Origin of the sequence: Delftia sp. S65 (assembly GCF_016516495.1) — a bacterium.
GTDB lineage: Bacteria > Pseudomonadota > Gammaproteobacteria > Burkholderiales > Burkholderiaceae_C > Comamonas > Comamonas acidovorans.
Genome location: NZ_JACVUR010000002.1, coordinates 153381 through 178053, shown reverse-complemented (window position 1 = coordinate 178053; position 24673 = coordinate 153381). Strand labels below are relative to the sequence as shown.

Genomic DNA, 24673 nt, shown 5'->3' with positions numbered 1-24673 from the left:
TGTGCACGTTCTTAAACATTGCATGAACGCGCCATTCATGCGCGGTTTAGGCGCCTTTGCCGACACTGCAGGCGGTTGCACCGATGGCCCCGCCGCGGTGCCTTTTCATCTGTTTCTTTCTGGCATCGAACACCATGCATTTTCTTCGCTTTTCCCGCTCTGCCCCGCCATTGCACCGGGCCCTGGGCGCTGGCGCGCTCTCGCTGTCCGTGCTGCTGGCCGCCTGCGGCGGTGGCGGCGGCGGGGCTGACAAGCCCGCCCCCACGCCGGTCACTCCCAGCGCCAGCTATGCGTCGGGCACCATTGACGGCTTCGGCTCCATCCTGGTCAATGGGGTGCGGTATGACGAGCGCCAGGCCCGGATCACCGATGGCGATGGCGTCCTGCTGGCCGGCGATGCGCTCAAGCTGGGCATGGCGGTCCATGTCACGGCCGACCCCGTGACCACCGGCAGCGATGGTGTGGCGCGCGCCATGGCCCGCCAGATTCTTGTGCGCAGCGATCTGGAAGGTCCGTTGAGCGCGGTCGTGGGCGACCGGCTGACCGTACTGGGCCAGACCGTGATCGTCGATGCGGCCACGGTGTTCGAGGACGGCCGCGCGGCGGCGCTGCAGGTCGGCCGTGTGCTGGAAGTCCACGGCCTGCGCGATGCGCAGGGCCGCATTCTTGCCAGCCGCCTCGAGATCGAGGATGACGCCGACGAGCCCTGGCGCCTGCGCGCGCCTGTGGATGCCGTTGACATGTCGCGCCGCACCCTGCGCATCGGCGAGGCCGTCGTCAACTGGAGCGGCGTGCAGGTTGCCCCCGCGCTGGCTGCCGGCGACGTGGTCAGCCTGCGCCTGGCGCGCCAGCCCGATGCCGCCGGCCTGTGGGTGGCCACCGCACTGTCGGTGCAGCGTCCCACGCTGCCCGAACAGGCAGGCGTGGAGGCCGACGTCACCGGCCATATCACCCGCATGGACTCGCCGACCCGCTTCGTCGTGGACGGCCTGAGCGTGGACGCGGGCAGCGCCACACGCCTGCCCGCCGGCCTTGCCGTGGGCGACCTGGTCGAGGTCGAGGGCATGTTCCAGGACGGGGTGCTTCGCGCCTCCGAGGTCGAGCGCAAGCTGCGGCTGGACAGTGACGATGGCTTCGAGATCGAGGGCCGCATCACCGCTGTCGACAGCCTGGCCGGCATCTTCGAGCTGCGCGGCGTGCGCGTGGACTATCGCAATGCGCGCTTCGAGGATGGCAGCGCTGCCCAAATTGCCGTGGGGCGCGTGGTCGAGGTCAAGGGCCGGCTCTCGGTCGATGGCGCGATGGTGGTGGCCACCGAGGTCGAGTTCGACTAAGGGTTCGCGTTCGCCGCAGGCCGCATCGCCTCGCTCTGCGCACGCGCGGCGGCGGGGCGTACCCACAGCAGGTAGGCAGCGCCCAGCAGCACGATCCACAGGCCGCCCACGACCAGGGCTGCACGGGTGTGGGGGAAGTAGCCGAGCACGCCCAGCACCAGCAGCATGAAGCCGATGGCGGCCAGCGGCGCGGCGGGCCACAGCGGGACCGGGAACTTCAGCGCGGCCACCTGCTGCGGGCTCATGCGGCGGCGCGCCGCGAACTGCGACAGCAGGATCATCAGCCAGACCCAGACCGTGGCGAAGGTGGCGATGGAGGCGATCAGCAGGAACACGTCCTCGGGGATCAGGTAGTTCAGCACCACGCCGGCCAGCAGCGCCACGGCCATCACCACCACCGTCATCCAGGGCACGCCATGGCGCGAGACGCGGCCGAAGCCGGCCGGGGCCTGGCCCTGGTGCGCCATGCCGTAGAGCATGCGGCCGGCGCCGAAGATGTCGCTGTTGATGGCCGACACGGCCGCCGAGATCACCACGATGTTGAGAATGGTGGCGGCCGAGGAAATGCCCAGGCCGCTGAAGATCTGTACGAAGGGGCTGCCCTGGCTGCCGATCTGCGGCCAGGGGAAGATGCTCATCAGCACGAACAGCGTGAGCACGTAGAACAGCAGGATGCGCAGCGGCACGGCGTTGATGGCGCGCGGGATCACGCGCGCCGGGTCCTTGGCCTCGCCGGCCGAGATGCCGATGATCTCGATGCCGCCGAAGGCGAACACCACCACCGCCAGCGAGGCGATCAGGCCCGAGACGCCATGGGGCATGAAGCCGCCGTGCACCCACAGGTTCTGCACGCCGGTCGGCGCCTGGCCGGCCGCCATGCCGAAGCCGAACACCATGATGCCCAGGCCGCCGCCGATCATGGCGATGATGGCCGCCACCTTGAGCAGGGACAGCCAGAACTCCATCTCGCCGAACACCTTGACCGAGCACAGGTTGAGCGCGCCGATGAAGCAGACGATGGACAGCACCCAGATCCAGCGCGGCACCTCGGGAAACCAGAACCCCATGTAGATGCCGAAGGCCGTCACGTCGGCCAGGCAGACGATGACCATCTCGAAGGTATAGGTCCAGCCCGTGACGAAGCCGGCGAACGGCCCCAGGTAATCGCTGGCGTACTGGCCGAAGGAGCCGGGCACGGGGTTGTGCACGGCCATCTCGCCCAGCGCGCGCATCACCATGTAGACCGCCGCGCCCGCCAGCAGGTAGGCGATCAGCACCGAGGGGCCTGCCTGCTGTATGGCCTTGGCCGAGCCGTAGAACAGCCCCGTGCCTATGGCCGAGCCCAGTGCCATGAAGCGGATATGGCGGGCCGACAGCCCTCGGTGCAGGCTGCCTGCAGATGGTGAACTCATGTGCTGTCTCCCCCCGTCATTGGTGAAATGGCTGCCGCATCCACAGGCTTCATCAGCCTGCGGATGGGTCTGCGATCAGATGTATAAGCCTGTATATACAATATGCGCAGACACCGATTTCCCGGACCGGGGATTACCCGGAGGCGGGAAGTAACGGGAATGGGGGAGTCGCCGAAAGAGCCGACGAGAGGGCTGCCGCGGGCCCGGTATCAGCCCAGGCCGCCCGTGTGCATGCGGCCTGCGTGGTAGAGCAGCGGCGTGTGGCCGGCCTGGTGGCTGCACTGCTCGACCTCGCCGATGAAGATCACATGGTCGCCTTCTTCATGGCGATGGCGGTTGCGGCACTCGAAGACGGTGGTGGCTTCGGACAGCAGCGGCACGCCCTGGGCCGAACTGCGCCAGGCGGTGTTGGCGAAGCGGTCCACGCCCTTGCGCGCGAACAGCTCGGCCAGGGGCTTTTGCGAGGCCGACAGCACGTGGATGGCGTAGTGCGAGCAATGCTGGAACACGGGCAGCGAGGCTGCCGACAGCGCCATGCTCCACAGCACCAGCGGCGGCGTGAGCGAGACGGAGTTGAACGAGCTCACGGTGACGCCCACCGGATGGCCCTGCGGGCTGCGTGCGGTGACGATGGTCACGCCCGTGGCGAACTGGCCCAGCGCGTCGCGGAACTCGCGCGACGAGAACGGGGACTGTGGAGGCAGGGCGGCCATGGCGGCGGGAGGCAGTGCGGAATTCACGGGTGCAAGAACCAGGCGGCAGCAAGGCCGCAGCAGGGCTGCAGCGTTTGGGACGGGCGCCCGGAGCCGGGCAGCAACCTTGCATTATGGGTGCGGATGCCGGCAGAAGCGGCCGATGGGGCCTCTGCCAGGGAGGTCTTTGCCCTGTGTGCGCGGCGCCGGCTCACAGCGCCATGCTCATCTGGGCGGGCGCGGCGTTCTCGTTCAGCCAGGCCTTCATGCGGGCCCGCGTGCAGCGCTGCAGCTGCATCAGCAGCGCATGCTCGGGCCAGGCCAGCGCGTGGCGCAGGCACAGGTCCTGCTGCATGCGCGCCAGCAGGGCGGCGGCCATCTCGGCATCGGCCAGCGCCCGGTGGGCACGCTCGGCCACGGGCAGGCCCAGGTGGGCGGTGAGCCGGCTCAGGCTGTGGCTGGGCGCCTCCGGGTAGATGCGGCGCGACAGCAGCACGGTGCAGGCAAAGGGCTGGGGCGCGGCCTCGCCGGCCAGGGCCAGTTCGGACTGCCAGAACTTGCTGTCGAAGGCCGCGTTGTGCGCCACCATGGGGGCGCTGCCCACGAAGCGCGCGGCATCGCGCATCACCTCCTCGGCAGGCGGCGCGGCTGCGACCATGGCATTGGTGATGCCGGTCAGCCGCGTGATGAAGGGCGGTATCCAGGCGCCCGTGCGCATCAGGCTCTGGAAGCGGTCCACCACCTGGCCGCCCTCGATCAGCACGATGGCGACCTCGGTGGCACGCGCGCCCTGGGCGGGCGCCATGCCCGTGGTTTCAAAGTCGATGACGGCAATCGGCTGCGGCATGGGGCGATTGTGCCCGGCAGTGCCCGACCGGCGTGCCGGGGCGGCTATTCCTCGGCCTGGCTGCCGTCGGCCGCGCCCAGGCGCTGCACGACCTGGTCGAGCAGGGCGTAGAGCTGCTCGATCTCTTCATGGCCCACCAGGCGCTCGATCTCGGCATAGGTCTCGGAGGAATGCGGCGCGATCTCTGCCACGATGGCGTGGCCGGCCGCCGTGAGCTCGAACTCGGCGCCGCGCATGTCGCTGGCGTGGCGCGAGCGCTCCACCAGCTGCCGGCCTTCCAGCGTCTTGAGCAGGCGCGAGAGGCTGGGCATGCTGATGTAGGTGGCCTGCGACAGCTCCATGGGCCGCAGCCTGTGCGTGACCGCCGCCATGGCGCGCAGCACGCGCCACTGCTGTTCGGTCAGGCCATGAGCGCGCAGCATGGGCCGAAAGCGCACCATGACCGATTCGCGGGCGCGCAGCAGCGCCATGGGCAGGGAGCGCGAGAAGGCGCGCAGCGGCTCGGGGGCAAAAGAGGGCGTGGTCTGGGGCATGTTCGGCAGCATCTGTCGGCTGGATTCTATGCAGCCGCCGCTCCCTCCCCGGAGCGGCGTTGCGGGCGCCTTGTCAGGCCGGGGCCTCAATAGGTCTGGCTTTTCGGCGCGGGGGCCGCTGCCTGCTTGAAGCGCGCAGCCAGGGCGCTGGTGGCCTGCACCAGCACGCTGGTGTCCAGGCCCACGGCCGTGAAGGTGCAGCCCAGCTCCAGGTACTTGCGTGCCAGGGCCTCGTTGGGCGTGAGGATGCCGGGCGCCTTGCCCGCGCGGCGTATGCGCGCGATGGCGTCGGCAATCGCCTCCTGCACCTCGGGGTGGCCGGGGTTGCCGATGTGGCCCATGGAGGCCGACAGGTCGGCCGGGCCGATGAAGACGCCGTCCACGCCCTCGGTGGCGGCAATGGCGTCCAGGTGGGCCAGCGCCTGGCGCGTCTCCACCTGCACCAGCACGCAGACCTGGGCGTTGGCTTCATGGGCGTAGTTGGCACGCCGGCCCCAGGCCGAGGCGCGTGCGCCGCCCATGCCGCGGATGCCGCCCTGGCCGTCGGCCTGCGGATAGCGCGCGGCACGCACGATGCGCGCGGCCTGCTCGGCCGTGTCCACCATGGGCACGAGCAGGGTCTGCACGCCGATGTCCAGGTACTGCTTGATCAGCATCTCGCCGACCTCGCCGTGTCCCATGGGCACGCGGGCAATGGCATGGCTGTCGGGATAGGCCGCGATGGCCTGCAGCTGCGCCAGCAGGGTGCGCGTGTCGTTGGGCGAATGCTCGCCGTCGATCAGGAGCCAGTCGAAGCCGGCGCCCGCGCAGATTTCCGCCGAATAGGCGTCGGCCAGGCCCAGCCACAGGCCGATCTGGGGTTGGTCGGCCGCAATGGCGGCCTTGAAGCGATTCACAGGTGTCTGCATGGTGTGATTGTCCGGGCCTCAGTGGCCCATGCACAGGTACTTGGTGCTCAGGTATTCCTCTATGCCGGCGGCGCCGCCCTCGCGGCCCATGCCCGACTGCTTGACGCCGCCAAACGGCGCCACGGCCGTGCTGATGATGCCGCTGTTGATGCCCACCATGCCGTACTCCAGCGCCTCGCCCACGCGCCACACGCGGCCCACGTCGCGGGCGTAGAAGTAGGCGGCCAGGCCGTACTCGGTGTCGTTGGCCATGCGGATGGCCTCTTCCTCGGTCTTGAAGCGGAACACGGGCGCCACGGGGCCGAAGACCTCTTCCCTGGCGATGCGCATGCGGTCCGTGGCGTTGGCCAGGATGGTGGGCTCGTAGAAGGTGCCGCCCAGCGCGTGGCGCTTGCCGCCCAGCACGACCTCGGCGCCGTTCTTCACGGCGTCGGCCACCAGCTCCTCGACCTTGTCCACGGCGGCCTGGTCGATCAGCGGGCCCTGGCCCACGCCGGCCTCCAGGCCGTTGCCCACCTTGAGGGCCTGCACGGCGACCTTGAGCCTGGCCATGAAGGCGTCGTAAACGCCGTCCTGCACCAGCAGGCGGTTGGCGCACACGCAGGTCTGGCCGGTGTTGCGGTACTTGGAGGCCATGGCACCCTCGACGGCGGCATCCAGGTCCGCGTCATCGAAGACGATGAAGGGCGCGTTGCCGCCCAGCTCCAGCGACATCTTCTTGAGCGTGGGCGCGCATTGCTCGGCCAGCACGCGGCCCACTTCGGTGGAGCCCGTGAAGGTCAGCTTGCGCACGGCCATGCTGGCCGTGAGCACGCCGCCGATGGCGCGCGAGGAGCCCGTGATCACGCTGAACACGCCTTCGGGAATGCCAGCGCGCTGGGCCAGCTCGGCCATGGCCAGGGCCGACAGCGGTGTCTGCTGCGCGGGCTTGACGATGATGGTGCAGCCCGCCGCCAGGGCGGGCGCGACCTTGCGCGTGATCATGGCGGCCGGGAAGTTCCAGGGCGTGATCGCGGCGCAGACCCCCACGGGCTCCTTGGTCACGATGATGCGCTTGTCGGCCCAGGGCGCGGGCACGGTGGAGCCGTAGATGCGGCGCGCTTCCTCGGCAAACCACTGCACGTAGGAGGCCGCGTAGGCGATCTCGCCGCGCGACTCGGCCAGGGGCTTGCCCTGCTCGCTGGTCATGATCAGGGCCAGGTCCTCCTGGTTCTCCATCATCAGCTCGAACCAGCGATGCAGCAGGCGCGCGCGGGCCTCGGCGGTCTGCTGCTTCCAGAGGGCGAAGGCGCGTTCGGCGGCGGCGATGGCGCGCTGCGTCTCGGCCTCGCCCATGCGGGGCACATGGCCCACGGCCTCGCCCGTGGCGGGGTTGTGGACGTCGATGCGGCTGCCATCGTCGGCGGCCAGCCATTGGCCGTCGATCAGGCAGAGGTTCTTGAGCAGGCTGGGGTCGCGCAGTGCAAGCGGCATGGGAAATCTCCAATAAGGGCGGGGCAGGCGTCGGGACGACGGCGCCTAGACAAAGCGGAACTGCAGGCGGCCCAGCGGGCCGTAGTCGGCATCGAACAGGTCGCCGGCCCTGGCCGCCACGGGGCGCGTGAACGAGCCGGCCAGCACGGTCTGGCCGGCCTCCAGGGCCTCGCCCCAGGGCGAGAGCTTGTTGGCCAGCCAGGCCACGCCGATGGCGGGATGGCCCTGCACGCCGGCAGCCAGGCCGGTCTCCTCGACCACCCCGTTGCAGCGCAGTATGGCGCCGCACCAGGGCAGGTCAAGCACCCCGGGAACAGCCTGCCCGGCGCCGACCACGATGCCCGCATTGGCCGCGTTGTCACTGATGGTGTCGTAGACCTTGCGCATGGCCTTGGTGTGGCGGTCGAACTGCTCGATGCGCGCGTCGATGATCTCGATGGCCGGCGTCACGTGGTCGGTGGCGTCCAGCACGTCCTGCAGCGTGATCTCCTTGCCGCCGGGCAGGCCCGGGCCGCGCAGCGGCGCCTTGAGCACGAAGGCCAGCTCCACCTCCACGCGCGGCGCGATGAAGTGGGCGGCCGGGATGTCCAGCACCTGGCCCGGCGTGCAGCGGTAGAGCATGCTGTCGAGCAGGGTGCCGTAGTCGGGCTCGTCGATCTGGCTCGATATCTGCATGGCGCGCGAGGTCAGGCCGATCTTGTGGCCGATCACCTTGCGCCCCGCCGCGATCTGCAGGCGCACCCATTCGCGCGAGACGCGGTAGCCATCCTCCACGGTCATGCCGGGAAAGCGCTTGGAGAAATGCTCGACCTGAACGCGCGTCTTCTCGCTGCGGTCGAGCTCCTGGGCCAGTTGGGTCAACAGTTCTTGGGAAAACATTTCAAGGCCTGGAAAAGAGGGGATGAAGGGTGCTGTGCTTGCCGTCGTAGACCTGGCCCGGGCTTTCATCGACCTGCACGGTCAGGCCCAGGTGGCGCTGCGCGAACAGCGGCTGCAGATGGCGACGCGCGCAGGCCAGCAGGGCGTCGCCGGCCTGCTGCTGCACGGCGGCCGAGCGGCCCCGGCCCATGCGCAGGTTGATGTAGATGAAGCCGTAGTCGCCATCTCCGCCCGCTGCGCGGCCCGCGGCCCCGCCATCGGCCACGGCGCTGTGCGGCGCGGGGTAGGCGAACACGCGCGTGCCACCCGTGGGAAAGACCTGGGCGCCGTCTTCGGCACGCACGGTGAGCATGGTGTCGGCCAGGGCGCGGCACAGCTGCGTCATGTCGGTGTGCGCGTCCAGGCTGGCCGTGTAGAGGATGACCACGTGCGGCATTCAGGCCACCTCCATGGTGGCGGCCGTGCAGCTCACGGCGAAGATGGGAATGGGCTGGCAGTACAGCACCTGGCCCGCGCCGCGCGCGGCGGCGGCCACGGCGATGAAGCTGCGGATCTCGAAGCCGCCCTGGCCGCCGTCGCGGTAGGTCTCGGCGTCGGTGTACGACAGCAGCGCGTCCCGGTCGTTGCGGCACCAGCGGTCCATGAACTGCTGGTCCCATTCCCAGTTGACCTTGCCCGAGTCGGGCGTGGCCGGCCAGTGCGAGATGCCGCCCGTGCCCACGATGGCGATGCGCTCGGGCGCCTTGTCGCAGGCGCGGCGCAGGGCCTCGCCAAAGGCCCAGGCGCGGTGCAGCGGCGTCAGCGGCGGGCCCTGGCAGTTGATGTTGACGGGGATGATGTCCTTGTCATAGGCCGGCGTCAGAAAGTGCAGCGGGACCATGATGCCGTGGTCGAACTTCCACTCCTCGGCAAAGGCCACGTCCACGGTCTGCATGACCTCGGTGATCAGGCGCCGCGACAGCTCGGCATTGCCGGGGATGCGGTGGCGCTCTATGCCCAGCCAGGCCGGGTCCTCGATGGGCCCTTCGTAGTGGTCTGCCATGCCGATGGCATAGGCCGGCATGTTGTTCATGAAGAAGTTGGCGAAGTGCTCGGCCGCGATGACGATCACGGCATCGGGGCGCGCCGCCTCCAGCCGTGCGCCCATGTCGCGGAAGGCGGCATGGAAGGCATCCCTGGTGGCCGGATCGGCCAGGTGTGCGCGGCCCGTGATGCCGGGCGCATGGCTGCAAACGCCTGCAAATACCAGACTCATCTCAAACTCCTGCGATCTTTTCGTTGGTGGCTGTCGTCATCGCGTAGACGCCCGCGCGCACCGGTCCGTGCTTTTGCACGCCGTCGCGCATGGCCTGCAGGTAGTCGGCCCAGGGCATGCCCAGCAGCGGCGCGAAGTGCATCAGCAGCTGGCCGTTGCAGCCCAGCACGTAGAGCTTGCCGATGTCGCCCTGGAACATGGCTTCGTACTCCTCGGGCTCCAGCGCGTACTCGGCCAGCAGCGCGGCGCGGTCCTCGGCAAAGCGCCGCTGCACCTCGGGCTCGCGGTTGAGCTGGAACAGGAATTTCTGCATGGTGTACAGGCTCATGGCGGCTCCCGGTGTCGGCCTCAGCCCAGCGTGATGTTGGCGCGGCGGATGATGGCTTCGTACTTGGCGATTTCGCTGGTGACGAAGGCCGCGAACTGCTGCGCCGTGCCGGCCTGCGAGACGATGCCGCCGCGCGCGAAGGCGTCCACCACGGCGGGCTCGGCCAGGGCCTTGACCACGGCGGCGTTGATGCGCTGCACCAGCGCATCGGGCGTGGCGCCGGGTGCCAGCAGACCCTGCCAGGAGTTGGATTCCAGCGCCACGCCCTGCTCGGCCAGCGTGGGCACCTGGGGAGCGAACTGCGAGCGCTGGCGCGTGGCCATGCCCAGGGCCACCAGCTTGCCGCTTTGCACATGGCCGCGGAACTCGGGCCAGTTGCCGAACATCACGTCCACCTGGCCGCCCAGCAGGTCGGCCAGCGCCGGGCCCTGGCCCTTGTAGGGGATGTGGACCATGTCGATGCCCATCTCCTGGCACAGCAGGGCGCCCGACAGATGGGCCGAGGTGCCGTTGCCGAATGAGGCATAGCTGAGCTCGCCGGGCCTGGCCTTGGCGCGGTTGCGCAGATCGGCCAGCGTCTTCAGTCCGCTGCCCGGGTGGGTGGCCAGCACATGCTCGGACAGGCCCATCAGCGCCACGGGCTTGAGGTCGCGCGTGGTGTCGTAGGGCAGGTTCTTCACCAGCGTCTTGTTGGCCGTGAAGCTGTTGGCCACGCACACCAGGGTGTAGCCGTCGGCCGGCTGCTTGGACACATAGTCCACGCCGATCACCGTGCCCGCGCCGGGCTTGTTCTCCACGATCACAGGCTGGCCCAGGGACTTGCCCAGCTCGGTGCCCACCAGGCGCGCCACCAGGTCGGTGGTGCCGCCCGGCGTGAAGGGCACGATGATGCGCAGCGGCTTTGCGGGCCAGGTGCCGGCCGGGCTACCGGGCTGGGCCTGGGAAAGGCCCGGGAGCATCAGCGCTGCGGCCGTGGTGGCTGCGGTGGATTGCAGGAAATGGCGGCGTTGCATGTCTTGTCTCCTCGGTTCTCTTTGTCGTTGTCGTTGGTCGCCCGTTCAGACGCCCCAGTGCGGAATATGGTGCGAGCCCAGCGATACGGCCACGTTCTTGGGCTCGCAGAAGACCTCGTAGCTCCAGCTGCCGCCCTCGCGGCCCGTGCCCGAGGCCTTGGTGCCGCCGAAGGGTTGGCGCAGGTCGCGCACGTTCTGGCTGTTGACGAAGCACATGCCGGCCTCGATGGCGGCGGCCACGCGGTGGGCGCGGCCCACGCTCTCGGTCCAGACGTAGCTGGACAGGCCGTACTGGATGTCGTTGGCCAGGCGCACGGCCTCGGCCTCGTCGCTGAAGGGGATGATGCAGGCCACGGGGCCGAAGATCTCGTCCTGGGCGATCTGCATGCGGTTGTCCACGTCGGCAAACACCGTGGGCAGCACGTAGTTGCCCTTGCGCACGCGCTCGGGCAGCACCGGCGCATCCAGGCCGCCGCACAGCATGCTGGCGCCTTCCTTCTGGCCCAGTTCGATGTAGTGGCGCACCTTGGCCAGGTGGCTGGCGCTGATCATGGGGCCGACGATGGTGGACTCGTCCAGCGGGTCGCCCACGGTGATCTTCCTGGCGCGCTCCACGAAGCGGTCCACGAACTTCGCGTAGATGCCCTTTTGCACCAGGATGCGGCTGCCGGCCGTGCAGCGCTCGCCGTTGTTGGAGAAGATCATGAACACGGCTGCATCCAGCGCGCGCTCGAAGTCGGCGTCGTCAAAGATCACGAAGGGGCTCTTGCCGCCCAGCTCCATGCTGAACTTCTTGAGGCCGGCGGCCTGCACGATGCGGTTGCCGGTCTGGGTCGAGCCCGTGAACGAGACTGCGCGCACATCGCGGTGGCGCACCAGGGGCTCGCCCGCGTCCTTGCCGTAGCCGTGCACCAGGTTGAGCACGCCGGGCGGAATGCCGGCCTCCAGCGCCAGCTCGCCCAGGCGCGCGGCCGTCATGGGCGACAGCTCGCTCATCTTGAGCACGGCCGTGTTGCCGAAGGCCAGGCAGGGCGCCACCTTCCAGGTGGCCGTCATGAAGGGCACGTTCCAGGGCGAGATCAGCGCGCACACGCCCACGGGGTGGAACAGGGTGTAGTTCAGGTGCGTGGGCGTGGGATAGGTGTGGCCGTCCACGCGCGTGCACATCTCGGCAAAGTAGTAGAAGTTGTCGGCCGCGCGCGGCACCAGCTGCTTGCCGGTCTGGGCGATGACCTGGCCGCAGTCGTTGGTCTCGGTCTGCGCGATCTCGGGCACATGGCGGGCGATCAGGTCGCCCAGCTTGCGCACGAGCTTGGCGCGTTCGGTGGCGGGCGTGTTGGCCCATTTCGGGAAGGCGTTCTTCGCGGCGGCGACGGCGGCCTGTACCTCGGCCTCGCCGCCAGCGGCGACCTCGGCCAGCACCTCCTGGGTGGCGGGGTTGACGGTCTCGAAGTAGTCCTTGCCGGCGACGGCCTTGCCGTCGATCAGGTGGTCAATGCGCATGGGGATTCCTTGGCGTGTGCGATGGGTTTCAGGAGGCGGCCGGCGCGTCGCCGACGATGGTGTTGACCAGGCGGCCCAGGCCTTCGATCTCGGTGACGATCTCGTCGCCCACGCGGGAGTCGGCCACGCCGTCGGGCGTGCCGGTGAGGATGAGATCGCCGGGGTTCAGCGTCATGAAGCCCGACAGGTGGGCGATCAGCGAGGGGATGTCATGCACCATGTCGCGCGTGCTGCCGTCCTGCTTGAGCTCGCCGTTGACCCAGCTGCGCAGGCGCAGGTTCATGGGGTCGGGCACATCGGCTGCATCGACGAACCACGGGCCCACGGGCGTGGCGCCGTCGCGGTTCTTCACGCGCAGGTTGGGCCGGTAGAAGTTCTCCAGGTAGTCGCGTATGGCGTAGTCGTTGGCCGTGCAGTAGCCGGCGACCACGCCGTAGGCGTCTTCGCGGCGCACGTTGCGGCAGGTCTTGCCTATGACCACGCCCAGCTCGCACTCGAAGTGCATGTAGGCCACGTCGGCGGGCCGGTACGTGCGGCCGCGGTGGCCGTTCAGCGTGTTCGGGCCCTTGAGGAAGACCAGCGGTTCCTCGGGCGCCTTGTTGAAGGCAATTTCCTTGGCATGGTCCGCATAGTTCAGGCCCAGCGCGAAGACGGTGCCGAACTGCAGCGGCGGCAGCCACTGCACGGCGGTCTCCGCCACCAGGCGGCCATCGGGCAACTGCACCTGTCCGTGCGGGCCTTCGGTGACCTGCAGGGTCTGTCCTTCGAAGATGACGCGTCCGTGCTTCATGCTGCTGCTCCCTGTTCTGCCACCACCGAATGCGTGAGCCGGCCCAGGCCGGGCACCTCGATGACCACGCGGTCCCCGGGCCGCGCCAGCGGCGCGCCTTCGCCCGGGCCCAGCAGCAGCACGTCGCCGGGCGACAGCGTCATGAATTCGGTCACGTCGGCCAGCAGCCTTGCGGGCGAGCGCACCAGGTCGGCAAAGCCGCGCTGCCAGACCTGTTCACCATTGATGGACACCGTGAGCGTGGCCGCCTGTACGTCAAAGCCTGTGCCGCGAACGAGGGCGCCCAGCGGGCAGAAACCGTCGCGGCAGCGCTGGCGGATGGCGGGGCGGTAGTAGTTCTCGTGCGGCAGCGTGAGGTCGCTGGCGATCAGCCAGCCGGCCACATGGTCCAGGGCCGTTGCTTCGCTGACGCGCGTGGCGCTGCGGCCGATCACCAGGCCGATGCTGGCATCGACGCGGACCTCGCCGGGATCGGCCGGCACAGCCACCGCAGCGCCATCGCGTGCCCAGGTGTTGCGCGGCTTGAGGTAGAGCACGGGGGCGCGCGGAGCGGCCTTGTAGGGCGCGCTGTCGAACTGCGGCGACAGGCGCTGCACGGTGGCCTGCTGGTTGAGCAGCGTGCCGTAGACCGTGCCCAGCGCAAGGCCGTCATCCAGGAGAAAGGGCTGAATCTGCATGGTGTGGATTTAGTTAACGTGGTAATTATTGTTTTTGCAACAAGCCCCGTCAACACGGGGGATTCAGGGTTTTCCCAGGCCGCAGCAAAAAGCCCCTGCGCGGCGAACCGTGCAGGGGCTTGAAGGGGCACCGGGCGCTGCCGGTGCTGGCGGGGGCTGGCGTCAGCCGCGGCGGCGGCGCAGTGCGGCCATGCCGCCCAGGGCCAGCGCCAGCAGCGCCTGGGCCAGTGTGGACAGGCCGGGCACGGGGGTGGCCGTGGCGCCGGGCGGCAGGGCCGCAGGCGCGGCCACCGCCACGGGGTCCACGATGACGCCGTTGACGGTCAGGTCGCTGTCTCCCGTCTGCCCGTCGGTGATGTCGAAGCTCACCGAGCGGCGGTCGGGTGCGAAGCGGTAGGCCGATGCGGCCAGCTCATACCAGTGCGCCGTGGGCGTGGCGGCCGTGGGGCCGTACTTCCAGAGCGTGGCCTGGGCGGGTGCGGCTTCAGGCAGGTCCATGCGGATGGTGGCCATGGAGCCCGGCGTGCCGCCCATGAGCACGAAGCTCAGGCTGCCATAGGGCAGGCGCAGGTTGCCCGGCAGCGGGCTTTGCGAGGGCGCGGGCTGAAAGCCTGCCGAGTTCGAGGCGAACTGCCATTGGTCTGCACCCACATTGCCCGTGCCGTTGCTGACGCCCGCCGTGTTGCTGCCCGTGCCGATCTGCGTGCCGATGGGCGTGGGCTTGCTCAGGGCCAGCACAGCCGGCGCGCTGGCCGTGCCCGAAGCCGGCAGGTTGACCGCATGCACGCGGTAGCTCACGGCAGGGTCCAGACCGGTGAAGGACAGCGTGGCGGCCGTGCCGGCTGCGGTGCTGACGGTGTTGCTGGCAGGGGCCGGCAGGCCGGCGGCATCCAGGCCGGCCATGACCTGTTCCCAACTGGGGACAGGGGCGTTGGCGGGCAGGGCCACGGCGCGCAGGCTGCCGGCCACGCTGGGCGTGGCCTGGACCACGGCCGATGTCTGGTCCACTGCCTGGGCGGACAGGGCCACGGTGGACAGCGCCGGCACTGCCAGGCTGTCCAGGCGCGCCTTTTTCCAGGCGGCATAGGGCAGGTCCTTGGCCACGGTGCCATCGCCGTAGAAATCAGCATCGCCGCAGTCGCTGATGATGTCCACGCTGCCGCCTGCGTCCAGGCTGGCCGGCATGGCGCCTATGCCTTCGGCCGAGCAGGCGGTATTGGGCACGGTAATGGCGGCCAGGTCGGCAGCGCGCGGGCGCAGGTTCAGGGCCAGGCCTGCGCCGTTCACGCGGCCATCCCAGGAATAGAGCTGGAAGTTGCGCGGCGCGGTACCCGTGGCACTGGCCGAGGGGCCGGCAATGATCAGGTACTCGCCGGCCGCGTTCTTGCGGATTTCGCGGATGCCGCGGCCGCCCAGGTCCAGGCGGATCGGCTGGCCCATGGTCGCGCTGCCCTTGCTGCCGCCATCGGCCGCAGGCAGGGACGCGAAGTTGGTCACAGGCACGATCAGCGCATGCGTGCGGCCCGTGGCGTCGTCGGCCGTGACGGCGGGCGCGCCCGGTGCCGGCACCAGCGGCGCGCGAAAGCCCAGCCAGGCGGCGCCGTTGTCGGGGCTGGTGGACATGCCTTCGATGGAAAAGCCGCTCATCGTCTCGGCCTCGGGCGCCTTGGTGGCGCCGCCGTCCGAGCTGGCCACCAGGCCCAGGTAGTTGGCGGCAAGGCCGTCATGCGCGGCCGCGTCCCAGCTGCGCAGGTCCTCGCGCAGCCAGCGGTAGTAGCCTCGTGCGGTCAGCGCCGTGGAGGCGCCGGAGCCGGTCACATCCATCGCCGCCAGGCGCCAGCGGTCGGTGCGCGACTTGCCGCTCTTGTTGTTGGAGTGCGAGCCCGCCACGTACACGCGGCTGCCCAGGGCAAAGCTGGCCTCGATGTCCATTTCCTCGTCGCTCTTGCAGCTGTCCAGGCCCGTGAGGCCGGGGGCGGTGCAGGCGGCGGCATCGGCCAGGCCCAGGGCGGTCCTGTCCAGCATCAGCGGCTTGATGGGCAGCCCGCCGGCGGGGCCATAGGCCGAGAAGGAGTTGCCGGCCGGCAGCGCATTGCCCGAGGCATCCTGGGCGGGCGCCTCGTCGTCGCCCACCAGCATGGTGGCGGCATCGATGACGATGGCCGTCGATGCGTCCGAGCGCCCGGCCAGCCAGCGCGGGCTGGTGTTGGCTGCGGTGTTGGCCGAGGCCGCGTACTTGATGGTGCGGCTGACGGAGGCGCCGCCCGCGTTGGTCAGCGTGACGGTGATGTCGGCATAGCCCACGCCCGTGGGCGTGATCCTGAGCACGGCATTGCCGGCCTGGTTGGACGCGACCAGGCCGGCGTCGGCCACCACGGCCTGGTTGCTCGAACGCGCAGTGACCTGTACGCCGCCAGCGCCCCCCGCATCCTGCACCGTGAAGCCGATGCCTGCCGAGGCCAGCGGGTCGTTGGCGTCGCCGACCACGCCGGAAAACGCGGTCAGTTCGGGCAGCGAGGCCGTCGGCGGAGCCGAGGCCATGAAAGGCACGCTCACTGCAGCCGTGCTCCCGCCGAGGCCGTTGACGGCGCGCACGCGCAGCGTATAGCTGCCGGGCTGCAGGCCTTCCAGCGCCTGGCTGTTGCCCAGGGCCACGGCCGTGGAGGCTACCGATGCAAAGCTGTCCTGCGACAGCTCCACCACGTAGTAGGCGGCGCCCGGCACGGCGTCCCAGGCGGCCGTCACGCGGTTGCCGGCCGGGGTGGCCGCCAGGTTGGAGGGGGCGGCGGGCACGGTCGCCGGCACGGTCTCCAGCGGAGCCCAGGCCACGCCATAGAACATGCCGTCCTGCGGCGCGGCGATGGACTCGGCCGTGCCCGACAGCGTGCCGGCGTAGCCGCCGTGATCGAACGCGCGGTACAGGCGGCCCGTGGTGTCGGTGGCCATCAGCATCACATTGCCGCCGCCGGTATCGAAGGCGGCCAGGCCGTGGACCTTGGACAGGCCGGCAATGGAGCCTGCGGACTGCCAGCTGGTGCCGTCCATCGAGAGGCGGAATTTCCGGATGGCGCCGGTATCGTTGTCCGCCACGTAGACGGTGTTCGCCAGGGCGGGGCCGCCATCGAGTTGCAGGAAGGCGATGCCGCGGTAGGTGGAGGGCGTCAGGCCCGCCAGGGGCAGGGCCGTCTGGATGCCCGTGGTCGGCAAATTCGTGCCGATCTGGTTGAGCGAGCCGCCGTTGATGGCGGCGATCAACTGGCCGCCGGCGACCGCCAGGCCCTGGACATTGCTGCTGTTCAGTTGGGAGACGCCCGTGCCGTCGGCAGCCACGTGCCAGACGCCATTGTTGGCCGTGGCCGTGCCCTTGCCGCTGGCCCAGACGGCGCCGCAGTCGCTGCTGGCTGCCCCGCGGATGGTGTCCTTGCTGAAGGCCGTGGTGCCGAGCGGGCGCAGGCTTTTCACGTCGGAGTCGAACCCCACCACGGCCACGGCGCGCTGGGCCGCCGCTGCCGTGACGCCGTTGGGCTCGGTGCCGCCGGTGGCCACGGCATAGCCGGGAACCACCAGACACAGGCCATTGTCCGAGCGGTTGAGCAGGCCTTCCGAGCCCTTGCTGCTGGCCGTCAGCGGCGTTGCTCCGCCTGACAGCGGCAGCGATTGCACCAGGGTGCCGTCCACGCGGTACTCGTCCAGGTACACAGGCAGGGCACCCGTGCCTGTGCCCACGCGGTAGGCCACCAGGTTGCCCGGGGTGAACGGCGCGGACCATGCAGCGCCACACAGGGCCAGGCAGGCCGTTGCAATCGCCTTGTGCCGCCAATCCAAAGTATCCATGCGCATGCTCACCATCCCCTGTGTGACAAATCGCGCGACTGTAAAAGGCGGCTGTGACAGCCCGGTGACGGCAGGCCATGCACGATGGTGGCAAGCTGCCATGCAAAAAAAGACGGCTCCCGCGGGGGAGCCGTCTTTGGTTCATTGCGCCGTGAAGCCTGCGCTTTGCTTTTTCTGGTTATGGGCGCCGCATGTCCACGGTGCAGCGGATCAGCGGATCAGCAGCACCGGCACCTGGCTGCCGGCCAGCACCTGGGTGCTGACCGAGCCCATGACCAGGCGGCCCAGCGCGCCATGGCCATGCGTGCCCATGACCAGCAGGTCGAACTTGCCTTCCTCGGCGGCCTTGATGATGGAGTCGGCGACCGGGCCCACCTTGCTCAGGCGCGTGGCCTGCACGCCGTGTTCGGCCAGGTAGCTGCACACGGGGTCCAGCACCTTGGTCGATTCCTCGGCGTAGTACTCGTCCACCACCTCCTTGCCCAGGGCGGCGCGCGCGCGGGCCGGCAGCTGGGGCTGGACGGTGATGGCGCTGTAGCTGTGGGCGGAGCCCAGGATCTCGGGGTGCGAGGTCAGGTAGGCCAGCATCTTCTGGGTGTAGGGGCTGCCATCGACTGCGAGCAGGATGTTCATGAAAGTCCTCCTTTGGTATGGCCCAAGACTAAGCCCAGGCCGGGATGGAGTGCTTGATCCAGGTCAAGCGCGGACCGGCGCATCTGCCACCTCTGCCGCCCCTGCGGTCACGTGCACCGGCAACTCGATGGTAGAGCGCGGGAAAAAGCCCTCCTGCTCGCCCTTGCGTGCATAGCCCAGCGGGTTGGCCACCACTCGGCAGCGCCAGGCGCTGCCATCGTCGCGCAGGCCTTCGGCCAGATAGTCGCTGGGCGAATGCAGGTGGCCGTGCAGCCACAGATCGGCAAAGGGCAGCAGATCGTCGAGCACATTGCAAAAGCCGGCCGTGCCGGGCACCAGGCCATAGCGCGGATCGGCGCTGCGCAGGCTGGGCGCGAAATGCGTGACGGCCACCGTGGGGCCGTCGAAAGGCCGGGCCAGCGCCTGGCGCAGCCATTGCTGGCAGACCAGCGACTGCTCGCGCATGGGCTCGGCCAGAAAGGGCTCGCCGCCGCGCGTGCCGCCGGTCTTGTGCAGGTAGAAGTTGGCGGCGCGGAAGGCCTTCTCGCGCAGCTTGAGCAGCCGGGTCAGGTCGCTCACGCCTTCGTGCATGGACATGGCGTCGTAGTCGCTCCACAGCGTGGTGCCCACGAAGCGCACGCCGCCCAGCACGGCGGTCTCGCGCTCCAGCCAGACCATGCCCATGCGCTCGCAGGCGGCGCGCAGGCGGGCATGGGCGGCGTCGAAGTCCTGCATGTCGTACTCATGGTTGCCCGGCACGAAGATCACGGGACAGGGCCAGCCCGCGTACTGGGGCAGGGGAGAGAAACGCTCCAGCCCGAAGTGCTCGCCTTGCAGCAGGCTGCCGCTTTGGTAGGAGCCTATGTCGCCGGCCAGCACCAGCACGTCGGCATCGGGTGCGGGCTCGGCGATGAAATGCGGATGGGCCTCGAGGTGCAGGTCGGACAGCAGCTGGATCTTCATGCGGCCAAGTGTAGAACCTGCGCTGGCGCGCGCCCCCGCAACACGCTCTCAGGTGTGCGGGAAGGTGGCTTCGGCCGAGCGCGTGAGCGTGCGCAGCAGCCATTCATAGGCCTGCGGGTGCTGGCCGCGCCGGCGCCACAGCGCATCCACATGCACGGGCTGCACGTCGAAGGGCAGCTCGCGCAGCACCAGCTTGTCGGCCATGCCGGTCACGGGCACGAAGTGGCGCGGCAGGATGGTCAGCAGGTTGGAGTTCATGACCACGCGCCCGGCCGTGAAGAACTGGTTGACGGTGAGCACCACCTGGCGCGTGCGGCCCAGCGAGGCCAGGGCCTCGTCGATGAAGCCGAAGGAGCGGCCCGAGAAGCTCACCAGCATGTGGCGCGCCGCGCAGTAGTTGTCCAGCGTCAGCGGCACATCGGCCAGGGGATGGCCCTGGCGCATCACGCACAGGTACTCGCCTTCGTACAGGCGCCGGCTGTCGAAGGCCACCAGGGCGCCCGACTGCGCGCGCGCCGTCAGGTCGGCCAGCGCGGCGGGGAAGTAGCCCACGGCCATGTCGGCCTCGCCGGCCTCCAGCAGGCCGCGCGGGTCGCGCGTGGTCAGCGGCAGCACGCGGATGCCCACGCCGGGCGCCTCGCGCTCCAGCAGGCTGAACATGGGCGGGATCAGCGTGGCCGCCGTGGCGTCGGCCATGGCCAGCACAAAGGTGGCGGTGGCGGTGGAAGGATGGAATTCGCCCGGCGTCAGCGTGTCCTGCAGTTGCTGCAGCGCCTCCCGGATCACGGGCCACAGCGCCAGCGCGCGCGGCGTGGGCTCCACGCCCTGGCCCTGGCGCACCAGGAGCTCGTCGCCCAGTGCCTCGCGCAGGCGGCGCAGGGCGTTGCTCACGGCCGGCTGGGTGATGGCCAGCTTGTGGGCCGCCCGCGTCAGGCTGCGCTCTGCCATCACCTCGTCAAAGACGCGCAGCAGGTTCAGATCCAGTGTGCGGAAGTTCAGGGCAGACATGGCGGCGGGCGCTGAGTCATCACTGGCGTGAATGCTACAGATTCAAGATATAAATTTGAAGAGCTCTAGGGTAAACCCTATAGTTACACCTAGTCGCCCGCCACGCCGTCAAAAGCGGCTATTTAACTGGGTTTATCTGCCATGAGCAACTTCATTTACAACTCCTACTGTGTCGAGCACCCTGGTGTGGTGCATGTCTATCAAGCCGCCGATGACCGCAAGAGCGCTGCCAAGCGTTTCTCCGGCAAGCGTGGCGCCAGCGCCCTGCTGCTCGCTGCCCTGGTGGCCGCGCTGATGGTGGTGGTCAACGAGGTCGCCCACAACTGGACAGACGGTCACATGCTGGGCGCCTGGGTGGTGCTGTGGGTTGCCGCCTTCATGGGCCTGGCCCTGTTCTCCGCTCCCGCCCGCCGCGCTGCCATGACGGCCCGCGCCGGCTACCGCGCCTGGACCGAGAGCCGCCAGCAGGCCGCCGCCGACGAGCGCATCTGGAATGCCGCCCTGCAGGACGCCCGCCTGATGGCCGACCTGGCCCGCGCCATGGATCGTCAAGGTAGCTGATCTCTGCCTGGGGCGCCTTGCGGCGCTCCTCCAAAAAAAGCCGCTGCCCACAAGGCGCGGCTTTTTTGTTGTCTGGGGGCGTCGTTGAAACGCCACAAAAAAAGCCTCGCACTGCGAGGCTTTTTCCATGGGTCGAGAGCTACTCAGGGATTCATTGTTCTGTGCATCTTCCACAGTCCATGCCCAAAGCAAGGGGCACCGAGGAAGGGCCGCCCCGCACCGAGGGTGCCGTCCCCCCCGCGAAGCGAGAGGGGGAAGCGGCGTAGCCGCTCAGGGGGAGCTTTATGTCCCCAGGCGCTTTTCCAGTTCGGCCTTGGTCACCAGCAGCTCCTGGGGCAGCTTGTGGGCCAGCTTGTCGAAGTGCTCGGTGTGCAGCTGCATTTCCTCGGCCCAGGCAGCCTTGTCGATGCTGGTCACGCTGGCGAACTGGTCGGTGGAGAAGTCCAGGCCGGTCCAGTTGATCTCGGCGTACTGGGGCGCAATGCCGAAGGCGGTCTGCTCGCCCTGTGCCTGGCCTTCGAGGCGGTCGATCATCCACTTCAGCACGCGCATGTTCTCGCCGTAGCCGGGCCAGACGAACTTGCCGTCGGCGTTCTTGCGGAACCAGTTGGTGGTGAAGATCTTGGGCAGGGCGGCGCCCTGGCCTTCGATCTTGGCGCCCAGCGTGAGCCAGTGCTGGAAGTAGTCGCTCATGTTGTAGCCGGCAAACGGCAGCATGGCGAAGGGGTCGCGGCGCACCACGCCCTGGGCGCCGAAGGCGGCGGCCGTGGTTTCCGAACCCATGGTGGCGGCCATGTAGACGCCTTCGGTCCAGTTGCGGGCCTCGGTCACCAACGGCACGGTGGTGGAGCGGCGGCCGCCGAAGATGATGGCGTCGATCTTCACGCCCTTGGGATCGTCCCAGGCTTCGTCCAGCGCGGGGTTGTTGGTCGCGGCCACGGTGAAGCGGGCATTGGGGTGGGCGGCCTTGGCGCCGGTTTCACGGGCAATCTGGGGCGTCCAGTCCTTGCCTTGCCAGTCGATCAGGTGATCGGGCTGCTTGCCGGTGTCCTTGTCCATGCCCTCCCACCACACGTCGTTGTCATCGGTCAGCGCGACGTTCGTGAAGATCACGTTCTTGTCGAGGCTGGCCATGCAGTTGGGGTTGGTGTGGTAGTTCGTGCCCGGGGCCACGCCGAAGTAGCCGGCTTCGGGGTTGATGGCGCGCAACGAGCCGTCGGCCTGGGGCTTGATCCAGGCGATGTCGTCGCCGATGGTGGTGACCTTCCAGCCTTCGAAGACCTTGGGCGGCACCAGCATGGAGAAGTTGGTCTTGCCGCAGGCGCTGGGGAAGGCCGCAGCCACGTGGTACTTCTTGCCCTGGGGGTTGGTCACGCCCAGGATGAGCATGTGCTCGGCCAGCCAGCCCTGGTCGCGGCCCATGGTGGAGGCGATGCGCAGCGCAAAGCACTTCTTGCCCAGCAGGGCGTTGCCGCCGTAGCCCGAGCCATAGCTCCAGATTTCGCGCGTCTCGGGGTAGTGGACGATGTACTTGGTCTTGTTGCAGGGCCAGCTGGTCTGGTCCTTCTCGCCTTCGGCCAGGGGCGCGCCCACGGTATGCACGCAGGGAACGAACTCGCCTTCGACGCCGATCACGTCATACACGGCACGGCCCATGCGGGTCATGATCTTCATGTTGACGGCCACATAGGCGCTGTCGGACAGTTCCACGCCCACGTGGGCAATGGGCGAGCCCAGCGGGCCCATGGAGAAGGGCACCACATACATGGTGCGGCCGGCCATGCAGCCGTCGAACAGCGGCTGCAGTGTGGCGCGCATCTCGTTCGGGGCCATCCAGTTGTTGGTCGGGCCCGCATCTTCCTTGTTGGCCGAGCAGATGTAGGTGCGGTCCTCGACGCGCGCAACGTCGGACGGGTCGGACCAGGCCAGGTAACTGCCGGGGCGCTTGACGGGATCGAGCTTCTTGAAGGTGCCGGCATCGACGAGCTGCTGGCACAGCTGCTCGTACTCTTCCTGGGAGCCGTCGCACCAATGGATCTTGGCGGGCTTGCACAGTGCGGCCATCTCGGCCACCCAGGCGATCAGTCGGCTGTTCTTGACGTAGGCAGGGGCCTGGATGTTCAGGCCTTGCATGACGGGTGCGTTCATCGCGGAGCTTCCTTCAATTGAAAAAACCAGTTTTTCAAAGGGGACGCGCCTGTTGCCGCACCAACTTTGAGAAACGGGCTCTTGTTCAGTCGGCGCGCGAAGGAAGCTCTTCTCGGGGCGGCGAGGCGGCGCTGGCGGAAGCTGGCGGCGCACCGGCTGGGGATTCGATTCTAGGGAGCGGTCACGAATTTGTCAGCAAACGAATGGCAAAAACTATGCATTCTGTGCATTGAAATATGCAAGATGATCTGTCTGTTTGCCTATGCGATAGGCAAACAAAAAGCCCCGCAAAGCGGGGCTCGGTGCAGGGGGCGAAGGGGCCGTATCAGGCCATGTTGACGGCGATGAAGGCCAGCAGAAACATCATCACGGCACCTGCCAGGGGCAGGATGACGGGCATGTAGGGGACGATGGCCTCGGTGGCGTCTTCGGGGGGCGACTGCTCGCCGTGGTTCGCTGCGGGATCATGCGACATGCAAAAGCTCCTGGCTGCCAATGGGGATGCCCCATTCTAGGCAGGCCTGCCCGCCAGCGCCTTCGGGGAAAGCCATGACACAAGGGGCCAGGGGCCTGCTAGGGCTCTAGACGGCGTTGACCTGCATGCCTTCGGCCTGCAGGGAAGCGATGACCTCTTCGATATGGGCCTTGTTGCGGGTCTGCAGCACCAGCTCGATCTCCACGCTCTGCGCGGCCAGCATGGTGAAGGCGCGCTGGTGGTGGACTTCCTCGATATTGGCGCCCGCCGCCGCCACCGTGGCCGTGATGCGCGCCAGCACGCCGGGCACGTCGCGTGCGCTGACCTTGATGCGCGCCAGCCGCCCGGAGCGCACCATGCCGCGCCCGATGATGGCCGCCAGCAGCAGCGGGTCGATGTTGCCGCCCGACAGGATCAGCCCCACCTTCTTGCCCGCGAAGTGCTGCGGATGGCGCAGCAGCGCGGCCAGGCCCGCGGCGCCCGCACCCTCGACCAGGGTCTTCTCGATCTCCAGCAGCATGAGCACGGCCTGCTCGATGTCGCCTTCGTCGACCAGCAGCATGTCGTCCACCAGGCGCGATACGACTTCCTGCGTGATCGCGCCGGGCTGGGTGACGGCAATGCCCTCGGCGATGGTCGAGGTGCCCATGGGCAGCCCGGCCTGGCGCACGGCATTGAACATGGACGGAAAGCGCTGGGTCTGCACGCCGATGATCTCGATGCCCGGGTTCAGCCCCTTGGCGGCCGTGGCCACGCCCGCGATCAGGCCGCCGCCGCCGATGGCCACGATGAGCTGGTCCAGGTCGGGCTGCTCGGCCAGCATCTCCAGCGCCAGCGTGCCCTGGCCCGCCGCGATCTGCTCGTCGTCATAGGGGTGGACGAAGCACAGGCCCTGCTGCTCGGCCAGCGTGTAGGCGTGCTGGCGCGCCTCGGCCAGGGAGTCGCCGTGCAGCACGATCTCGGCGCCGAAGCCGCGCGTGCGCTCCACCTTCACGCCCGGCGTGAAGCGCGGCATGACGATGACGGCACGCACGCCCAGGCGCTGCGCGTGGTAGGCCACGCCCTGGGCATGGTTGCCGGCGCTCATGGCGACCACGCCGCGTGCGCGCTCCTCGGGCGAGAGCTGGGCCAGCTTGTTGAGGGCGCCGCGTTCCTTGAACGAGGCCGTGAACTGCAGGTTCTCGAACTTGAGATAGACCTGCGCTCCCGTGATCTGGGACAGCGTGCGCGATTCCACGCAGGGCGTTTCGAGCACGGCGCCGCGCAGGCGGTCGGCGGCGTTCTGGATGTCTTGGAGGCTGAGCATCACGCATTGTGGCGCACGGCGGCCCGGGCGCGCGGCAGGGCACGCCATGGATTCCCCGCAGAAAGCGCCGCACCGGCGCGATCCATAAAATGAGAATCATT

The 24673-nt window shown here is 68.8% G+C and carries 22 protein-coding genes and 1 pseudogene; 2 read left to right on the top strand and 21 right to left on the bottom strand.

The annotated features are described in order from the left end of the window. Positions 1-134 precede the first annotated feature (134 nt). Positions 135-1334, top strand: coding sequence for a DUF5666 domain-containing protein (locus tag IAE24_RS02725; protein ID WP_199958715.1), 1200 nt, complete (start codon positions 135-137; stop codon positions 1332-1334). On the opposite strand, the gene IAE24_RS02720 is transcribed toward IAE24_RS02725, so the two are convergent. From IAE24_RS02720 to IAE24_RS02635, 18 genes and pseudogenes are all read right to left on the bottom strand, one after another. Continuing rightward, complete coding sequence (locus tag IAE24_RS02720; protein ID WP_199958717.1) at positions 1331-2746, bottom strand: amino acid permease; 1416 nt, start codon at positions 2744-2746, stop codon at positions 1331-1333. The two genes, IAE24_RS02725 and IAE24_RS02720, sit on opposite strands and share 4 nt — an antisense overlap. Positions 2747-2955: 209 nt before the next feature. Beyond that, entirely contained in the window at positions 2956-3459 is a 504-nt protein-coding gene (locus IAE24_RS02715) for a flavin reductase family protein (RefSeq protein WP_012202035.1), read from the bottom strand. Positions 3460-3649: 190 nt separating this feature from the next. Further along, entirely contained in the window at positions 3650-4285 is a 636-nt protein-coding gene (locus IAE24_RS02710; RefSeq protein ID WP_043823367.1) for a 3'-5' exonuclease, read from the bottom strand. A 44-nt stretch (positions 4286-4329) separates the two neighbouring features. Next, a complete protein-coding gene (gene hpaR, locus IAE24_RS02705; RefSeq protein WP_013800005.1) occupies positions 4330-4818 on the bottom strand; it encodes a homoprotocatechuate degradation operon regulator HpaR in 489 nt (162 codons plus the stop codon). Between the two features lie 86 nt (positions 4819-4904). Next, complete coding sequence (locus tag IAE24_RS02700; protein ID WP_012202038.1) at positions 4905-5726, bottom strand: aldolase/citrate lyase family protein; 822 nt, start codon at positions 5724-5726, stop codon at positions 4905-4907. Between the two features lie 18 nt (positions 5727-5744). After that, complete coding sequence (locus tag IAE24_RS02695) at positions 5745-7199, bottom strand: NAD-dependent succinate-semialdehyde dehydrogenase (RefSeq protein WP_016452253.1); 1455 nt, start codon at positions 7197-7199, stop codon at positions 5745-5747. A gap of 45 nt (positions 7200-7244) precedes the next feature. Continuing rightward, on the bottom strand, positions 7245-8078 hold the full coding sequence (gene hpaH, locus IAE24_RS02690) for a 2-oxo-hept-4-ene-1,7-dioate hydratase (protein WP_199958719.1): 834 nt from the start codon (positions 8076-8078) through the stop codon (positions 7245-7247). Position 8079: 1 nt separating this feature from the next. Further along, positions 8080-8514: a 5-carboxymethyl-2-hydroxymuconate isomerase gene (locus IAE24_RS02685; protein WP_199958721.1), complete on the bottom strand. Its 435-nt coding sequence runs from the start codon at positions 8512-8514 to the stop codon at positions 8080-8082. Continuing rightward, entirely contained in the window at positions 8515-9333 is an 819-nt protein-coding gene (locus IAE24_RS02680) for an extradiol ring-cleavage dioxygenase (protein ID WP_012202042.1), read from the bottom strand. 1 nt (position 9334) lies between these two features. Next, positions 9335-9661 (bottom strand): aromatic ring-opening dioxygenase LigA, encoded by a 327-nt coding sequence (locus IAE24_RS02675; protein WP_043823357.1) that lies wholly within the window; start codon positions 9659-9661, stop codon positions 9335-9337. A 20-nt stretch (positions 9662-9681) separates the two neighbouring features. Then, positions 9682-10677 (bottom strand): annotated as a pseudogene (locus IAE24_RS02670) (tripartite tricarboxylate transporter substrate binding protein); the annotation flags it as partial. Between the two features lie 42 nt (positions 10678-10719). Beyond that, entirely contained in the window at positions 10720-12177 is a 1458-nt protein-coding gene (hpaE, locus tag IAE24_RS02665) for a 5-carboxymethyl-2-hydroxymuconate semialdehyde dehydrogenase (RefSeq protein ID WP_017405675.1), read from the bottom strand. A gap of 28 nt (positions 12178-12205) precedes the next feature. Next, a complete protein-coding gene (locus IAE24_RS02660) occupies positions 12206-12967 on the bottom strand; it encodes a fumarylacetoacetate hydrolase family protein (protein ID WP_016452249.1) in 762 nt (253 codons plus the stop codon). Beyond that, complete coding sequence (locus IAE24_RS02655) at positions 12964-13644, bottom strand: fumarylacetoacetate hydrolase family protein (protein WP_199958730.1); 681 nt, start codon at positions 13642-13644, stop codon at positions 12964-12966. Before IAE24_RS02655 ends, IAE24_RS02660 begins: the two co-directional genes overlap by 4 nt. 162 nt (positions 13645-13806) lie before the next feature. Then, on the bottom strand, positions 13807-17478 hold the full coding sequence (locus IAE24_RS02650) for a fibronectin type III domain-containing protein (protein WP_233626077.1): 3672 nt from the start codon (positions 17476-17478) through the stop codon (positions 13807-13809). Positions 17479-17688: 210 nt separating this feature from the next. Continuing rightward, entirely contained in the window at positions 17689-18111 is a 423-nt protein-coding gene (locus IAE24_RS02645; protein WP_012202049.1) for a universal stress protein, read from the bottom strand. 63 nt (positions 18112-18174) lie between these two features. Further along, positions 18175-19074: a metallophosphoesterase gene (locus IAE24_RS02640; RefSeq protein WP_199958734.1), complete on the bottom strand. Its 900-nt coding sequence runs from the start codon at positions 19072-19074 to the stop codon at positions 18175-18177. Between the two features lie 48 nt (positions 19075-19122). Continuing rightward, a complete protein-coding gene (locus tag IAE24_RS02635) occupies positions 19123-20082 on the bottom strand; it encodes a LysR family transcriptional regulator (RefSeq protein ID WP_013800015.1) in 960 nt (319 codons plus the stop codon). Between the two features lie 141 nt (positions 20083-20223). On the opposite strand from IAE24_RS02635, the gene IAE24_RS02630 reads away from it, so the two are divergent. Continuing rightward, positions 20224-20643, top strand: coding sequence for a hypothetical protein (locus tag IAE24_RS02630; RefSeq protein WP_096914423.1), 420 nt, complete (start codon positions 20224-20226; stop codon positions 20641-20643). Between the two features lie 282 nt (positions 20644-20925). On the opposite strand, the gene IAE24_RS02625 is transcribed toward IAE24_RS02630, so the two are convergent. From IAE24_RS02625 to IAE24_RS02615, 3 genes are all read right to left on the bottom strand, one after another. Next, positions 20926-22791, bottom strand: a complete 1866-nt coding sequence (locus IAE24_RS02625; RefSeq protein WP_199958736.1) for a phosphoenolpyruvate carboxykinase (GTP) — start codon at positions 22789-22791, stop codon at positions 20926-20928. A 325-nt stretch (positions 22792-23116) separates the two neighbouring features. Beyond that, the gene (locus IAE24_RS02620) at positions 23117-23266 is read right to left on the bottom strand and encodes a hypothetical protein (RefSeq protein ID WP_013800017.1); all 150 of its coding nucleotides are present in this window, start codon (positions 23264-23266) and stop codon (positions 23117-23119) included. A 106-nt stretch (positions 23267-23372) separates the two neighbouring features. Next, on the bottom strand, positions 23373-24572 hold the full coding sequence (locus tag IAE24_RS02615; RefSeq protein WP_199958738.1) for a threonine ammonia-lyase: 1200 nt from the start codon (positions 24570-24572) through the stop codon (positions 23373-23375). Between the last annotated feature and the right edge of the window lie 101 nt (positions 24573-24673).

Excerpts from the sequence above, each read along its gene's own strand:
- IAE24_RS02685 (WP_199958721.1), bottom strand. The coding sequence starts at position 8,514 with ATGCCGCACGTGGTCATCCTCTACACGGCCAGCCTGGACGCGCACACC.
- IAE24_RS02640 (WP_199958734.1), bottom strand. The coding sequence starts at position 19,074 with ATGAAGATCCAGCTGCTGTCCGACCTGCACCTCGAGGCCCATCCGCAT.
- IAE24_RS02625 (WP_199958736.1), bottom strand. The coding sequence starts at position 22,791 with ATGAACGCACCCGTCATGCAAGGCCTGAACATCCAGGCCCCTGCCTAC.
- IAE24_RS02700 (WP_012202038.1), bottom strand. The coding sequence starts at position 5,726 with ATGCAGACACCTGTGAATCGCTTCAAGGCCGCCATTGCGGCCGACCAA.
- IAE24_RS02695 (WP_016452253.1), bottom strand. The coding sequence starts at position 7,199 with ATGCCGCTTGCACTGCGCGACCCCAGCCTGCTCAAGAACCTCTGCCTG.
- IAE24_RS02725 (WP_199958715.1), top strand. The coding sequence starts at position 135 with ATGCATTTTCTTCGCTTTTCCCGCTCTGCCCCGCCATTGCACCGGGCC.
- IAE24_RS02675 (WP_043823357.1), bottom strand. The coding sequence starts at position 9,661 with ATGAGCCTGTACACCATGCAGAAATTCCTGTTCCAGCTCAACCGCGAG.
- IAE24_RS02645 (WP_012202049.1), bottom strand. The coding sequence starts at position 18,111 with ATGAACATCCTGCTCGCAGTCGATGGCAGCCCCTACACCCAGAAGATG.
- IAE24_RS02710 (WP_043823367.1), bottom strand. The coding sequence starts at position 4,285 with ATGCCGCAGCCGATTGCCGTCATCGACTTTGAAACCACGGGCATGGCG.
- hpaH (WP_199958719.1), bottom strand. The coding sequence starts at position 8,078 with ATGTTTTCCCAAGAACTGTTGACCCAACTGGCCCAGGAGCTCGACCGC.
- IAE24_RS02720 (WP_199958717.1), bottom strand. The coding sequence starts at position 2,746 with ATGAGTTCACCATCTGCAGGCAGCCTGCACCGAGGGCTGTCGGCCCGC.
- IAE24_RS02660 (WP_016452249.1), bottom strand. The coding sequence starts at position 12,967 with ATGAAGCACGGACGCGTCATCTTCGAAGGACAGACCCTGCAGGTCACC.
- IAE24_RS02630 (WP_096914423.1), top strand. The coding sequence starts at position 20,224 with ATGAGCAACTTCATTTACAACTCCTACTGTGTCGAGCACCCTGGTGTG.
- IAE24_RS02615 (WP_199958738.1), bottom strand. The coding sequence starts at position 24,572 with ATGCTCAGCCTCCAAGACATCCAGAACGCCGCCGACCGCCTGCGCGGC.
- IAE24_RS02680 (WP_012202042.1), bottom strand. The coding sequence starts at position 9,333 with ATGAGTCTGGTATTTGCAGGCGTTTGCAGCCATGCGCCCGGCATCACG.
- hpaE (WP_017405675.1), bottom strand. The coding sequence starts at position 12,177 with ATGCGCATTGACCACCTGATCGACGGCAAGGCCGTCGCCGGCAAGGAC.
- IAE24_RS02715 (WP_012202035.1), bottom strand. The coding sequence starts at position 3,459 with ATGGCCGCCCTGCCTCCACAGTCCCCGTTCTCGTCGCGCGAGTTCCGC.
- hpaR (WP_013800005.1), bottom strand. The coding sequence starts at position 4,818 with ATGCCCCAGACCACGCCCTCTTTTGCCCCCGAGCCGCTGCGCGCCTTC.
- IAE24_RS02650 (WP_233626077.1), bottom strand. The coding sequence starts at position 17,478 with ATGGATACTTTGGATTGGCGGCACAAGGCGATTGCAACGGCCTGCCTG.
- IAE24_RS02655 (WP_199958730.1), bottom strand. The coding sequence starts at position 13,644 with ATGCAGATTCAGCCCTTTCTCCTGGATGACGGCCTTGCGCTGGGCACG.
- IAE24_RS02620 (WP_013800017.1), bottom strand. The coding sequence starts at position 23,266 with ATGTCGCATGATCCCGCAGCGAACCACGGCGAGCAGTCGCCCCCCGAA.
- IAE24_RS02635 (WP_013800015.1), bottom strand. The coding sequence starts at position 20,082 with ATGTCTGCCCTGAACTTCCGCACACTGGATCTGAACCTGCTGCGCGTC.